The 14815-nt window shown below is 58.7% G+C and carries 12 protein-coding genes; 4 read left to right on the plus strand and 8 right to left on the minus strand.

The annotated features are described in order from the left end of the window. Position 1: 1 nt before the first annotated feature. Entirely contained in the window at positions 2-1474 is a 1473-nt protein-coding gene (gene flgK, locus NUH88_RS02130) for a flagellar hook-associated protein FlgK (protein WP_257769673.1), read from the minus strand. Between flgK and NUH88_RS02135 the strand changes: the two genes are divergently transcribed. Next, positions 1473-3353 (plus strand): tetratricopeptide repeat protein, encoded by a 1881-nt coding sequence (locus tag NUH88_RS02135; RefSeq protein ID WP_257769674.1) that lies wholly within the window; start codon positions 1473-1475, stop codon positions 3351-3353. The genes flgK and NUH88_RS02135 overlap by 2 nt on opposite strands. On the opposite strand, the gene flaF (NUH88_RS02140) is transcribed toward NUH88_RS02135, so the two are convergent. From flaF (NUH88_RS02140) to NUH88_RS02170, 7 genes are all read right to left on the minus strand, one after another. Continuing rightward, positions 3354-3728 (minus strand): flagellar biosynthesis regulator FlaF, encoded by a 375-nt coding sequence (gene flaF, locus NUH88_RS02140; protein ID WP_257769675.1) that lies wholly within the window; start codon positions 3726-3728, stop codon positions 3354-3356. A 33-nt stretch (positions 3729-3761) separates the two neighbouring features. Continuing rightward, positions 3762-4580: a flagellin gene (locus NUH88_RS02145; RefSeq protein ID WP_257769676.1), complete on the minus strand. Its 819-nt coding sequence runs from the start codon at positions 4578-4580 to the stop codon at positions 3762-3764. A gap of 266 nt (positions 4581-4846) precedes the next feature. Further along, positions 4847-6802, minus strand: a complete 1956-nt coding sequence (locus NUH88_RS02150) for a tetratricopeptide repeat protein (RefSeq protein WP_257769677.1) — start codon at positions 6800-6802, stop codon at positions 4847-4849. A gap of 23 nt (positions 6803-6825) precedes the next feature. Further along, a complete protein-coding gene (flaF, locus tag NUH88_RS02155) occupies positions 6826-7263 on the minus strand; it encodes a flagellar biosynthesis regulator FlaF (RefSeq protein WP_257769678.1) in 438 nt (145 codons plus the stop codon). 3 nt (positions 7264-7266) lie between these two features. Next, positions 7267-7680: a flagellar biosynthesis repressor FlbT gene (flbT, locus tag NUH88_RS02160; protein ID WP_257769680.1), complete on the minus strand. Its 414-nt coding sequence runs from the start codon at positions 7678-7680 to the stop codon at positions 7267-7269. Between the two features lie 214 nt (positions 7681-7894). Then, positions 7895-8722 carry a flagellin gene (locus NUH88_RS02165; protein WP_257769682.1) on the minus strand — a complete coding sequence of 276 codons (828 nt, stop codon included), beginning with the start codon at positions 8720-8722 and terminating at the stop codon, positions 7895-7897. Positions 8723-9047: 325 nt separating this feature from the next. Further along, positions 9048-9875: a flagellin gene (locus NUH88_RS02170; protein ID WP_257769683.1), complete on the minus strand. Its 828-nt coding sequence runs from the start codon at positions 9873-9875 to the stop codon at positions 9048-9050. A gap of 405 nt (positions 9876-10280) precedes the next feature. Between NUH88_RS02170 and NUH88_RS02175 the strand changes: the two genes are divergently transcribed. The 3 genes from NUH88_RS02175 (at position 10281) to NUH88_RS02185 (ending at position 14668) form a co-directional block, all read left to right on the plus strand. Continuing rightward, on the plus strand, positions 10281-12563 hold the full coding sequence (locus tag NUH88_RS02175) for a flagellar hook-length control protein FliK (protein ID WP_257769685.1): 2283 nt from the start codon (positions 10281-10283) through the stop codon (positions 12561-12563). A gap of 12 nt (positions 12564-12575) precedes the next feature. Beyond that, positions 12576-13247, plus strand: a complete 672-nt coding sequence (locus NUH88_RS02180; RefSeq protein WP_257769686.1) for a flagellar hook assembly protein FlgD — start codon at positions 12576-12578, stop codon at positions 13245-13247. A 110-nt stretch (positions 13248-13357) separates the two neighbouring features. Then, complete coding sequence (locus tag NUH88_RS02185; RefSeq protein WP_257769687.1) at positions 13358-14668, plus strand: flagellar hook protein FlgE; 1311 nt, start codon at positions 13358-13360, stop codon at positions 14666-14668. Positions 14669-14815: the final 147 nt, after the last annotated feature.

Consider the following 14815-nt stretch of genomic DNA (forward strand, 5'->3'; position numbering starts at 1 on the left):
GCTAGCGAATGATGTTAACAAGTTCGTCCAGAGCGGTCTGGACGGATTGCAATACGCGCGCCGAGGCCGCGAAAGCGGCTTCGAGTTCAATCAGCTTGGCGAGTTCCTCGTCAGTGTTCACGCCGCTCTCGTCACGATAGGCCTGCTCGATCGTATCCCGGTAGTTGGTTTCGAAAGTCAGCTGGCTCTCGAAACTCGCATGCTGGTTCGCCTGGAACCCGACCAGTTCCGCGGCGAACCCCTCGATCGAATTGCTGGCGGTCAGACCGAAACCCGAGACGAAAGTCTGCGTCGCCTGAAACACGTCGAGCATCGCGTTGGCAATTCGGTGGTCACCCGAACCGATGGCGACGTATGTATTGGCACCGTCGGTCGTATCGCCTGTCACGAGATAGGATGGCGTTGCGAGAACATCCGGGTTGACCTGGATGACTTCCGCAAATCCTTGCTCGTTTCCAAGAGCATCCGCCGGAACATTGCCTGCACCGTCGACAAAGAGGTTCAAGACGGCCGTCGTACCGTTGATGGTGAAGGTATCAAGATCGTTCGCAAGTTCGTGGGCGAGCGTGTCGAGCTGATCCTGAGCCTCGACGAGCAGTGTGTCGCGAATCCTCAGCAGACCGGCAAGGGTACCGTCGCCCCCGGAGACCTCCGACGAAATGTCCGGGTTGGTCGCGGTCCCGGCAAGCCCGTCTTCGATCTGAAGCGGCTGCCCGGTCGTTGTCGAGGTAAACAGCGCAGTTTCAGTGAAGGTCAGCGGAAAGGTCGTGTCGTCGAGCAGCAGCCGGCTGTCGCCGGTCAGGATCGTTAGCTCGCCGTTCGAGCGCTCGATAACATTGATATTCATATATTGTGAGAGTTCCTGGACAAACTTGTCCCGGCTGTCTTCCAGATCGGCCGTCGTCCGCCCTTCGGTCTTTCGCGTCGCGATCTCGTCATTCAGCGTGTCGATATTCTCCAACGCCGTATTAACGAGCTCGACCGTATCAGCAATCGCCCGGTCCGCTTCCTTGCGCAGATCGTTGATCGTATCGGTGATGTTCTGGAACTCGGTCGCCACGGCTTCCGCCGCCCGCAAAACCTCGGCCTGGTTCGCACCGAGTTCCGGCGCGATCGACAAGGCCTGGATCGTCTCTTTCAAATCCGTGATCTTGGCGGAGATTGAGTCGTTGTCCCCGGGCCGACCAAACGCCTCGACCAAACGCTCCAGGTAGGCATCGAGCGTCTCGAGTTCGGCGACCGTTGCCTCCTGGGTACGGAGATCTTCAAGCAGCCCTTCATTTACGGAGCGCTCGATGACGCCAACATCCACGCCCTGCGCCTGACCGCCGATGATACGGGTCGTAACTTCCTGCGACTTGCGGGTGTAATCGTCGTTCGTCGCATTCGCGACGTTCCTGGAAACGACGTCGATCCGGGACTGGGATGCCGCCAATCCGGATGTTGCGGCAAGGAGTGCGCTGGAAATTGACATGGTCGCTGTGACCTCCGAATCCTTTACAGGCGAAATGCCTCGCAAATCGATAAGCAAGAACCGGGCCAAACGAAACGGGATACGATCGACTGAAAGCCTTTCCGGCGTCAGCACATTGGTGCAGCATGGCCCGATGATGTCGGCATCCAATGCAATTTCCGTACAAAAATTTCACCGGGCAGCAGAACTCCACAGCGCCGGACGAGTAGCAGACGCAATGTCCGCTTATCGCGAGCTTGAGGCATTGCTCCCGAGCCTCAGCCAGTTCTGGCACTTCTATGGTCTCGCGACGCTGCAATCCGGCGATCTTGGCGCTGCCGCCCGGCGCTTATGCCGTGCGTTGCTGCTTACCCCCTCGGACGCAAATTGTCTGAACCGCTTTGCCTGCATCTTTTTGAGTGGGGGCCGACCGGAAAGCGCTCAGAAGCAGCTCAGGCGGGCTCTCTCGATCTCTCCGACACTCGCGGAAGCCTGCTACAACCTAGGCGAGGCGGAGCGAAGCCTCGGAAATCGCGCGGCAGCTCTTGCCTGTTTTGAACGAGCTGTCGCTGCGGCCCCGGAAAACACAGCATGGCAGGTCTCGGTGGCCACGCTGCTGAATGACCTCGGGCGCGCCACGGAAGCCCGCGCAATTCTGGAACCTCTGGAGCAGAAGGGAGCGCTCTCCGCAGAGCTTTTCTTCCAAATGGGACGCGCGCGTTTCGACTTCTGCGAGGCTGAAGAAGCCGTCGCATATTACCATCGGGCCTTATTGGCGAACCCAAGCGCCCCCGAGGGCTATAACAACCTGCAACTAGTCCAACGTTCTGTCGGCCGGATGACCGAGGGCGTACGCACTGCGGTTCATGGCAGGACTCTTCGGCCCTCAGATCCGGTTTTGGAATACAATCTCGGAGATGCATTGCTCGCAGCCGGCAAAATCTCCGAAGGTTATTTGCAGTATTCGTGGCGGCACCTGAAAGATGAGGTCCGGGTCGACCGTCGCGGCCTTCCTCAGGAATGGAATGGCAGTCCCGCGACCGGGAATGCGGCGCTTCTGCTCTGCCACGAACAGGGTATCGGAGATGAAATTCGTTTCGCTTCCTGCGTGCGAGACATAAGACGGCTCTATGGCGGGCGCGTAATTCTCGAGGCGGACCCGCGTCTGGTACCCCTTTTCCAGCGATCGTTTGACGACGTCACCGTCATTGAGAAAATCCGCCGCTCAGCGGAAAAAATTGCCGTCGCCGATTGCGGTCCGCTCGTCGCGCGCGAAAACATCGGTGCCTATCTGATGCTCGGCGACATGCCGCGCTTGGTCAGACCAAATCTGGATGCGTTCTCCCCGGTGCCCGGCTTTCTGCTGCCCGCGGTATCAGAGCTCGAATTGTGGCTCAGGAGGTTCAAGGATGCAGGGCAGCACCGCTCAGTCGGATTCTGCTGGCGGAGCGGCCTTCGCCGCCCCGGCTGGCGCCATAACGATTTAGAAGCAAGGCAACTCGCACCGCTCTTCGAAGCGGCCGAGTTCCTGCCGGTTTGTCTTCAATATGATGAATGCGACGACGAAATCAGGGAGCTTGAGAAAGTCACAGGAAAGCCGGTCTACAAACCGCTTGAAATCGATCAGAAAAACGAGCTGGACCGTGTCGCGGGAATGATCGCCGCTCTTGACCTCGTCGTCTCAGCCAATACGTCCGTCTTGTTCATTGCCGGGGCGGTTGGAACGCCCGCTATCGGATTGCACGGCAGCCGAACCGCTGTGTTCTTAGGGGCGCGGAACAATCCTTGGCTTGCAAGCGAGATAAGTGTGGTCAAGGGAGGAAATCGTACGTGGGACCAGGTGATCCCGGAAGCGGCAGCGTTGATACAAAAGGCTTTAGGCGGGGAAAAGTCGATCTGATCAACTCGCTTCCGCGAGCCGGAACTGATCCTGCAGCCCCTCCATGATTTGCCGGTTCACATTTATCAGAGCATCGAGACCGACATTGGTCTCAATCGCCAGTTCGGTTTCCCTCGCGACCCAATGCGCAAGCTGGATAAGACTCGTCTTAAGTCCTTGGGGAAGCTGATTTCCCGGCTCGGACAGGTCGCACAGAAACGCGTCCCAAACCTTTCCGTTCCAGAGCACTGCATTGAGCCGATCCTGCAACGTGCACTCCGTGTCCTGAGCCTTGAGAAGCGCACTGGTAACCTGACCAAGCAGCCTGTACTCAACCTGCTGGTGGCTTTCGGTTTGTTTCTGAACGCTCGAATAAGCGGCATACCCTTGTCGCATATCAGGCTCCTCCGGATGCTATCCCGACGGCTCTTACTGGAAGAGACCCAGCAGGACCTGCGGCGCGTTGTTCGCCACGCCGAGAACCTGTACACCGAGCTGCTGCCGGACCTGCAATGCGGTGAGCTGGGCTGATTCACGAGCGAGATCGGCGTCGACGATGTTCCCGAGTCCTTCTTCGGTCGCATCGCTGACCGAGGTAAGAAACTCGGTCTGGAAGTTCAACGCGCGGGTATCGGCACCAAGCTGGCCGAGTGCAATATTAATTGTCGATTCCAGATTGGAATACTGTGCCGTAAGGACGCTCTGCGCATTGGTAGCGGTGGTCAACGCCGCACCACCGAGCGAGTTGATGTCGGTCAGCAGGTTACGTGCGCGAAGCGTAATCGTGTCGTTGTTCAGGTTCGACAGCGTGTTAACCGCGGTAGAGGTGTTCAACACGTTGATGCCGTTAAATACGGCGTTGGTGACGAAGTTACGCGCCTGGGAAATCAGTTCGTTGAAATCGTCGGTCAGGATGTTGCGCTGCTGCGTCGTGATCCCCTCGTTCGACAATTCCGTCAGTTTCTGACGCACATCCTGCAGCAGGTCCGAAATCGATGTCGCGCCGGCGAGCGCAACCTGTGCGATACCTTTGGTGTTGTTCAGACCTTGCTGAATCGCACCGAGCGCGCGGATGTCGCCCCGGATGCCCTGGGCGATGGCAAAGTTTGATGCATCGTCCTCAGCACCGGAAACCTTCAAACCGGTCGACACACGGTCCTGAGTCTGCGCCAGAAGATTATTGGTCCGCTCGAGGTTGCGTAGCGCAACAAGAGCCTCCGGGTTCGTCAGAATCGAGTTACTAACCATAACCAGTGTTCCTTCTCTCTTTGCGCCGCCCTTCTGCCCAGCCTCCGGACCAATTCTTGGTCTCGGCGTTTTTTGCCGGGTGAATCTGACGGCGAACCACTGTCTCGGCTCTCTTGTCGCAAGAGCCGGACCAGTTTCGAGAAGACCACCAACTTGTTGATTTAAAACATTTTATCGATTCCCCCAGTCGAGAAACGCTTCCAAGAAAGCCGCGCCCGACAGAGCGCCCGGCAGGATATTCCAGGGTGGAATGGAGGTTTTTTCCGCTATTGCTCGGAACTGAGAATGTCCGATAGACGCGCAGCCGCACGGGAAAGGCACGTCGGGAGATCGAAAGGCTCTGCCCGACTGCACATCGGAAGCGAAGCCCCAAGAACCGCATCGTGGTGATCGCTCTGGAACATCAGACTCCGCCCAAGCCGCAAAGTCGGAGTGCCGACCGCGGCGGAGAGAGTACAGACGGCTGTGTCGACCGCGACGACAACGTCCAACACCGCCAGCAAGGCAGCAAGACGGTCAAGTTCATCCTTCTGATCGATCCCTACAGGATCATGGACGATGCAACCGAGTTTCGCTCCTGCAGCTTCTAACTCTCCAGGGAGTGAATTGTAGACCAGATTGACGAACAACGCCTGACGAGGCCCGAGCACCGCGAGCATGGCTTCGGCATCGCAATAAAATCGGTCTCTTGCCGTAGAAGACGTTCCGCCGCGCCAGCATATTCCGACCAGGCTTAAGTCGGTCAATTCCGAAAAGTAAGTCCGCCAGCGTTGGATTTCATTCGCTTCCGGAAGCAGAAATGCCCTCGGCCCCACCTCTTGCGGATTCAATTTGGACAAAGGCAGAAGCGACGCAGAAAGAATAGCGCGATCGAAATCCAGCTCTCGGCAAGCCGCGCGATAATCAAAGACTGGCGCCTCTCTTTCCGTCGCAGAAATTTGCCGGTCGATGAATCGGAAGTCCGGGAAACTACGCTCAAAAAGGCGCCGGTTTCGGCGGTCACATTCGACTGTGATCTCTGAGACCCTGTCACGTAGCCAGGAAAGGCGGCTGAGAAAGATATACTCGTCACCAACACCCTGCTCGGCAGCAACAAGCAGATGTCCCGGATCGGATTGGCCGTCCCAGAGTTCCGGCAAACCCACACGGCGGGTGTCTAGCCGAGAGCCCACGCGATCCTCGTAAAGCCGCCATCCGGCCGCGGTATCGCCGGAAATGAAGGCACAGGCGGCAGCGACGAAACGAAGCTCGGAAATATCCGGAAAGAGTAACAAAGCAAGCCGGCTTGCTCTCGCCGCCGCGGAGAATTCATCCATGCGGAACAGAGCCAGCGCCAGGCAATGATGTGCCGCGTGCGCATCGGGTTCCAGTAACATCGACCGCCGCGCGGCAGAAGCAGTCCTCTTATCATCCTTTCGGGCCTCGAACGCCGCAGCAAGCAGAGCCCAAAGTCCGGCACTCCGGGGAGAGAGGCAAATTGCCCTTGATGCCCATCCTGCCAGATCAATTGGGCAATCGGATTGCCCCTCACCGTCCCTCAGATGGGGGTAGAGAACCACTGCATCGGGAGCCAGCAAAATCGCACTGCGCAATATTGCTTGTGAACGGCCAGCATCGCCGGCCTGCTTCCGAGCCAGGGAAAGATGCAGATACGGCTCGATTTCCAACGGCGCGCGCTCGATGGCCTTTTCCAAATAGCCGATCGCTTGGTCTGGCTCTCGCCTTGAAAGCAACGCGGCCCCTGCCCTGGCATAAACTGCTGCAAGGTCAGGAAAACGCTGAACGGCCTCATATGCAGTCGAAAATGCCTGATCAAGGTCCCCCATCTGCTCGGCCAGACGGGAGCGGTTGAGCCAGGCGTCGACATTGGCGGGGTTCGACATATTCGCCTGGGCAAATGCCCGGACAGCGTCCGCTTTCCTGTTCTGCTGAAACCGGACCGCTCCAAGGCTGTTGGAGGCGGAGGCCAAGCCGGGGTCAAGGCTGAGAGCCCGCTCAAGATGCATCTCGGCCTCTCGCGGTCGCCCGGTCTGATGGAGCAGTGTTCCGAAAAGGTCATTGGCACCGGCATGACCGGGAAATCTCGAAAGGATTTCCCTGTAGCCGGTTTCCGCCAGGTCGAACTGCGAATTCCGATGTGCGCTCAGTGATGCGAACAGCAATTTCTCAAAATGCAGTTCGTCACCAGCTCGAATTGGATGATTTTCCCGATCCTTCGCCACACCGCCGCGCTAAGCGCCGACGCTCAGGCTTTGTCGAGGATGGACCCGACCGCGCTGCTCGGCTGCGGCTGGGGACTTGCGGACGTGGCCTGCTCCGGCTTCAGCCCTTTCATGATGTCCCTGTTGACGGCAACGAGGGAATCGATATCCCCCTCTCCCTCAAGCGCTAGCGCGGTCTCCTTCGTCACCCAAATTCCAAGGCTGACGATCGCCGCCCTAAGCTCACGCGGAAGCTGGTTGCCGGCCGTACCGCAATCTTCAACAAACACGTCCCAAACCTGCTTGTTCCAGTTCAATGCCGATGCGACCTGAGACATTTTCTTAGGGTCGTTCTTGGCATCGTTCTGATTATCGATCGCTTTGATCAATTCTGACGTTACCTGCGCCAGCAGACGATATTCCGTATCACGCGAAGTAGCGGTTTGATTGATCGTCTTCTTGTAGGCATCGATGCCGGACATCAATTAACTCCCAACCGCCGCGGGCGTGCCGATCTTGAGAATTTCAGATTCATAGTTCATGAGCGCCTTACAGGTTTTCAATGCTCGATAAAAGCGCTTTTCGTTCACATCCTGAACAATATTCAGAAGTGTCATACGGACTTCTTTGAAGGTCGTCGCCTCCAGAAAACTCTCAACCAATTCCAAGAACGTGTTCCGATATTGGTCCGATTCATCCTGATCGAGATACATTAACAAAATGGTAAAATAGATTCGTTTCGCCGGCGTGTTGGCATCCTCCTCCTGCATGATGTCTTTGCCGAGTAATATCGTGGCCTCATTCTGGAGCACCAGAGATGCGCCTTTTTTTCCGGCAACCATCACGGCGCCGTTAACCACGAACTTCTCTCCAGGTTTCACATTGATTTTTAAAGGCATTCGAAGAAACCCGCACAATCAAACAGACGTCTTATTCATAACATCAAATGTGGGCTTTCGAAAATGAGGAACGTCACAGTCCGGTGCACCGGGTCATCGCAGCGAGCGCGGCATCGGCATCTCAGAGCCAGTTAGGGGCAGAAGCCCGGGTAATGTGAACAAAAAAAATCGGGGGAATTTCTTCCCCCGATTTCTATTGAGATGTGATCCGTTATTAACGGAACAGACCCAGCAGGGACTGCGGACGCTGGTTCGCGATACCGAGGGTCTGGGTCGACAGCTGCTGCTGCACCTGCAGGGAGGTGAGGCGAGCAGACTCACGAGCCAGGTCGGCATCGACGATGTTGCCGAGGCCTTCTTCGGTCGCATCCCGGATCTGCTCCAGGAACTGCGTCTGCAGATTGAGCGCACGAACTTCCGCGCCGAGAGAGCCGAGCGCGGTGTTCACGACGGACTCAAGGTTGGAGAATTCGTTGGCAATCACGCTCTGCGCGTTGGTCGCATTGGAAAGGGTCGCCGTGGCGATAGCGCCGACCTGGGTGTTGACCGCGCTCTGCGCCGTAAGGGACAGAGTACCGCCAGCCAGGTTCGACAGCGTATTAACGGAAGTCGCACCGGAACTGATCAGGTTCACACCGTTGAACGACGCGTTGGCGATGAAGTTCGCCGCCTGCGAGACCAGCTCGTTGAAGTCGGACTGCAGGATGTTGCGCTGCGCGGTGGTGATACCTTCGTTGGCCAGCTCGGTGAGCTTACCGCGGATGTCGGACAGGAGGTTGGAAACTCCGGTCACACCGGCGATCGCAACGTTACCGATACCCTTGGCGTTATTGAGGCCCTGCGTAACGGCGTCGATACCGCTCAACTCGGCCCGGATACCCTGCGCGATGGCAAAGCTGGAAGCGTTGTCGAGCGCACCGGAAACTTTCAGGCCGGTAGAAACACGGTTCTGGGTCGTATCCAGGCTCCGATTGATGGAGTTCAGGGTACGAAGAGCCGTGAAAGCGGACGGATTGGTAAGGATAGAGTTTTGAACAGCCATTTTGGCCTCCTCTTTCTAAGGTCTGCGGGAATTTTTCCCGCGGATTTTAGGGGCAAGCCCCCAGAGCAAAACCCGCTTCTTCGAGCGGATAACATATAATAACACAGAAAATAGTTGCGAAAAGTTTAATATCCGTAAGGGATTTCGCCACCCGATGAGAACCTCCGGTTGGCAGACAATAAGATTATGAAATAATTAGAACTTCATCGGACTATCGCGATTTCCGGGATGTGGGGAAAATCGCACTGGTAGAATCAAACTGATGGCCCGGACGCAAAAAAGGGCGGCCGAAGCCGCCCTTTCGCAAAAATGTGGTCTGGCTGTCTTAGCCGAACAGGCCCAGCAGGGTCTGCGGACGCTGGTTCGCGATGCTGAGCGTCTGAGTGGAGAGCTGCTGCTGCACCTGCAGAGAGGTGAGCCTTGCAGACTCGCGCGCCAGGTCGGCATCGACGATGTTGCCCAAACCTTCGTCGGTCGCGTCCCGGATTTCCTCGAGGAACGTGGTCTGAAGGTTCAAAGCACGAACTTCCGCACCGAGCGCGCCGAGAGCAGTGTTCACGACGGACTCGAGGTTGGAGAATTCGTTTGCAATCACGCTCTGAGCGTTGGTCGCGTTGGTAAGCGTCGCCGTAGCGATAGCACCAACCTGGGTGTTGACGGCGCTCTGGGCGGTCAGAGTCAGAAGGCCGCCGGACAGGTTGGAGAGCGTGTTGACCGTGTTGGCGCCGGACTGGATCAGGTTCACACCGTTGAACGACGCGTTGGCGATGAAGTTCGCCGCCTGCGAGATCAGCTCGTTAAAGTCGTTCTGCAGGATCTGACGCTGCGAGGTGGTGATACCTTCGTTTGCCAGCTCGGTCAGTTTGCCGCGGACATCGGACAACAGGTTGGAAATACCGGTGACACCGGCGATCGCGACCTTGCCGATACCCTTGGCGTTGTTCAGACCCTGAGTAACCGCATCGATAGCCGTCAGTTCGGCGCGGATACCCTGCGCAATGGCGAAGTTGGACGCATCGTCCAGAGCGCCCGCAACCTTCAGGCCCGTGGAGACACGGTTCTGAGTGACGTCAAGGCTACGGTTAATGCCGTTCAACGTGCGAAGGGCGACGAAGGACGACGGATTGGTCAGAACAGAGTTTTGGATAGCCATGGTTTAAGTCCTCTTTCTAAGGGCTCGTGATGAATCAGCGTTTTGCTGATAGTGGGGTTCTCCCCACGGCGCTCATCATCCACACATGCATAAATATTGTCAATAAAAAAATTAAAATTGTAGATAAATGCAATATTTGTTTGTTCCCAATAAGTTAGCCCCCATGGCGGCGTACCCTCTCCTGCCACCCTCCTTTACGAACCCAAACATCCTCAACAGTCGCCGCACACTCAACTTGCATGCCAACCGTCGTTGGAGACGTTGCCTGGCGCGACCGTGAGCACTGGGAAATAACCGCCCCTCAGACCCGGCACAAGTTGCCCACCTCTCGCCGCGCGACCGCCAAAACCCCGATTACTCCGCCAAACCGTCGGCAAATTCTGCCCGTCAGGACTGGCCCGGTCCTTGCTTCTGATCGACAAACACAAAGCGCGAGGGCAAAGCATGTCTCCCGTATCGACCACCCCGGATCTTCTGAGCGGCGCATCAACGAAGCGTGCGAGCGCATTGCCGTTCGACCCGATAGCATCCCGCAACACGGATCGGCCGAAGTTTCGGCTCGAAGACTATGCCCGCGATGACGTCAACGACAGCGTGCGGGCGGAATCGACTCGCCGCGAGTCTTCCGCTCGAAGCGAGCACGTAAACAACAGGCATGAGTCACGCCGGGAAACTTCGCCGTCTCAGACCAAAGACCGTCCAGAAGACAGCCAGGTGCGCGCGTCCGGTACTGAAGCCTCGCGAACCCCGGCGCCGTCTCATAACGAGACGAAAACTGTCCAGGCAGATAACGCTCCTGCATCGGAGGCTGACGCCGCCCCTGCCTCGACACCGGAACCGGCTTCGACACCGGCAAAAGATCCGAAGGAAAACGTTGCTGAAGGTTCCACCGAGGCTGCGGCAGACAGTCCGGCCGCAGCGCCGGTCGCTTCAGAGGTTCGGGAGACTCAGCCGAAAACGGAGCCTGCGCATCCGGATGGGACCGCGCAAGTGGCACCGACACAGACTGGCACGTCGAACGGCTCCGAGAACGGCAACGACAACGCCCCGTCCCCCACGCCACAGGCGAGCGGCCAGGTCAACGAGCAGAACCCGCTCTCTAATGAGAAGACTGCGCCGGTCGAGTCCTCCGGGCACTCTGTCAAGAAAACCGACGAAACGTCAGCAGCGGTTGAAAAGGCCGCACATGAGCAAATAAAGACTGCTTCCGATAATGTAGTGGCAGGTCAGCAGAAGATCACGGCCGCGACGACGGCGACGTCGGCGACCGAGCCACGCGAAAGCAACTCGGCAAAACAGAGCCCGACCCAGACGGCCTCTGCTCCTGCGCATCAAAGCGGCGACCCCAAACTCGCGGCACTGCAAAAACTGACGCAGCGTCCGGCGGCAGAGGACGCGACAGCGGCGGCGAAGTCGAATGCAAACGCAGCCGCGAGCGACGACAAGACCACTCTCACGCTCCCCGTCCCCTGGCCTCAGAAATCCGCTGCCCAGACCGCCACGGCGCAGACGGCAACCGCCGGCACAAACGGGAAGACGACCGAGTTGCCGGCGGATGCCGTAGCCCGTGCGGTCAGGGCGGCGGCCGGCGCAGCCAATGCGAATAACCAGGCACAAAAGCCTGCAACAGAGACGTCAGCCCCTCAAGGCACCGCGAAAACAGCTGCACCCCAATCGGGGCAGCCGCTGCCGAAGATCGAGATCGAACAATCGGTCGCCGCCCGACAGCAGAATGCCGGCGAGACCGCGCTGCTAGCCGCGAACCGGGCTGCCGCCGCGGACAATGCGCCTAAGCCGAATCTTCTGCCTTCCCAGAGCGAAACCATCGCCGCTGTGACAGCATTGAACAGCCGCGTGCCGCGCTCGAACGCCCTCGGCGCAGCTCAGCAGAGCAACGCCCTGAACAGCGCCGCCGAGAAAGCGGTCTCTCAGATCGCGGCCAATGCCGGACAGACCGCTGTCGGCGCAATCGTCGCAGGCGCAACCCAGTCCTCAGCTCCGGCCGGAGGCAGCACGACCGCCTTCACGGCCGTCCAATCGCAACCGGCGGGCACGCCAATCGAACAGGCCGCCGGGAACCACTCGCGTGGCGGTGCCAGCCAAAACGGCCTTAGCGACTCAGGCTCGACCTCGAGCGGAACGCCCCGTGCCGGCGAGATGCCGTCGACAACGACCGGCAGCAGCTTCGGAGACACGCTCCGGGCCAACGGATCCGAACGCGCGGCCAATGCGCAGGAAGCCCGGCAACCTTTGCCGGGTGCAGCCGCCGAACAGGTCAAAGTAAAGCTGGTCAAAGCTGCCCAGGGTGGCCTCGACCGGATCAAGATGCAGCTCAATCCGTCTGAGCTTGGCAAAGTCGAGGTCCGCCTCGAATTCGGCTCTGACGGCGGCGTTCGGGGAATTGTAACGGTCGAAAAACCTGAAACCCTAAGCCTTCTGCAACGCGATGCACGGCAACTGGAACAGGCTTTGCAGGACGCAGGATTCAAGACCGGTGGCGACAGCCTCGAATTCCAGATGCGGGGCGGCGACACCAACGGGAGACAGCAATTCGCCGGAGACGGCAACGGCTCGCTCTCGAACGCAGGCGGCGACCTGGCGGCTGATGAAGAACAGCTCGGTACGGCCACCGCAGGGACTGAACAAGACGGTATCGGCGACGACGGTTCGCTGAACATGGTGGCCTAGGAGGCAAGTGAGATGTTTAGCGCAGTTTCAAGCACTGGCGAAACCAGCATCTACGCTCAGGAGCAGACGACGTCAGAACGCCTGGAGGAAGAGCTCTCCCAGTTCATGACCCTGTTCCTGACCCAGCTTCAGAACCAGGATCCGACGAGCCCGATGGACACGAACCAGATGACCGAACAGCTAGTCCAGTTCACTTCCGTCGAGCAGCAGATCGAGGCCAACACTCTTCTTGAGGAATTGGTGAGCGCGCAGAGCGGCAATGCGAATTCGGCAGCCGTCAGCTACATCAACCAAGGCGTCTATTTCGATGGCAATACGACCACGCTGACAGATGGCAGCGCGTCCTGGGGGTACCTGATCGACTCCGAAACCGACGCAGACAGTGTCTCGATCAACGTCTTCGATGAAGACGGCACCCTCGTCTACACCGAAGAAGGAGAGACCACCGCCGGCGTGCGCCATGAGTTCAATTGGGACGGCACGGACTCCGGCGGGGAACAGCTTCCGGACGGAACCTATTCGATCCAGGTCGGCTCTCTCGATGAAGAAAACCAGTCCATCGACACCCTCGTCGAGGCCTACGGCCTGGTCACCGGTGTGGTGACCGGCAGCGACGGCCCGAGCCTGCTTATCGGCAATGTGAGCGTCGGCATGGACGAAATCACGCGAGTTTCCGCCACTTAAGGCGGAAGGACCGGGCGGCCGAACAGATGCCCCCGGCCACGGTGCCAGACCGGCACCATCGGTAGAAACGGCCGCGCCCCCGGGCCCGGTCATGGAATGGAGGACTAGACATGAGTGTTACCGGCGGACTTTTCGCGGGCGTGGCGTCGATCGGCGCACAGGCAACCGCGTTTGGTATCATTTCGGACAACATCGCCAACTCGCAGACGGTGGGCTTCAAGGAAACCGATGCGCGCTTCCAGACGCTCGTCACCCGCAGCCCGACCGCGACGGCCTTCACGCCGGGCGGCGTGCAGACCAAGCCCCTGACCGATCCGAGCCGCCAGGGTCTGCTGCAGGCGACCAACAGCACCACGGACATCGCCGTTGACGGCAACGGCTTCTTTGTTGTGAACGAGGCCGCCGATCCGGGCAACGACGACGAATATCTTCTGACCCGCGCCGGCTCCTTCAACACCGACGAGAACGGCCGCCTGGTAAATACCGCGGGTTATTACCTGCAGGGCTGGCGGACCGACGCGACGGGCACCATCGTAAACAACGACACCCGAGACTTGCTGACCAGTCTCGAGACTGTCGATCTGTCCCAGTTCGGCCAGATTGCGAACGCGACCGACGATGTCACCATAAACGCCAACCTCCCGGCTGGCGCGGCAACCGCCGACACCGTGATCACCAATATCACGATCTATGACTCCCAGGGCTTCGACTACCTGCTCGAAACGACCTGGACCAAGGGGGCGGCCCCCAACACCTGGACCTACGACTACACCCTGATCCGCAACCCGGGCACGATCAACGCGACCTCCATGTCGCTCGGCGGCGCGGCAAGAACAATGACCTTCAACCCGGATGGCAGCTTGCGCAGCGTCAACGGCGGAACCGCGGGCACAACCAACGAAGCGGCAACGGAAACGCTGACCATCTCGTCGGGTGAGTTCAGCCGCTCGGTCGCGACGGCCACGATCACGCTCAACTGGGGAACTTTCGGGCAGCCGACCGGTATGTCGCAGTTCAACGGTGATTTCGAAACCTCATTGCTGAACCAGGACGGCTCCGGCCCATCGGCCCTGATCGGCGTCTCGATATCAGAGGACGGATTGGTCGCAGCGAACTTTGCCAACGGTCAGTCGAGAAACATCTACCGGCTCCCGCTGGGCACCGTTCCTTCATCCACGGAACTCTCATCGGTGAACGGCAACGCCTACCGCGTCACCTCGACTTCGGGCGATATCGTTCTCAGCATCCCGACGAACGGCGGTACCGGTCGCGTCCAGTCCGGTGCGCTGGAAAACTCAACCACGGATATCGCGAACGAGTTCACCGATCTCATCATCACGCAGCGGGCCTATTCGGCCTCCACCCGGATCATCACGACCGGCGACGAATTGCTCGACGAGATCATCCGCATCAAGAGGTAGGTATCGTTTCCATTCGATTTCTACCGATTTCTATCTCGCCCCGGCATTTATGCCGGGGCTTTTTTTGTGGACATTCCGAACCGAGAAAGATCGCATTTTAACTATTCCTTAGGACGCGCCACCTATCCTGGGGTTACCGGCCTACTG

The sequence above is a fragment of the Nisaea acidiphila genome (assembly GCF_024662015.1).
In the GTDB taxonomy this organism is placed as follows: domain Bacteria; phylum Pseudomonadota; class Alphaproteobacteria; order Thalassobaculales; family Thalassobaculaceae; genus Nisaea; species Nisaea acidiphila.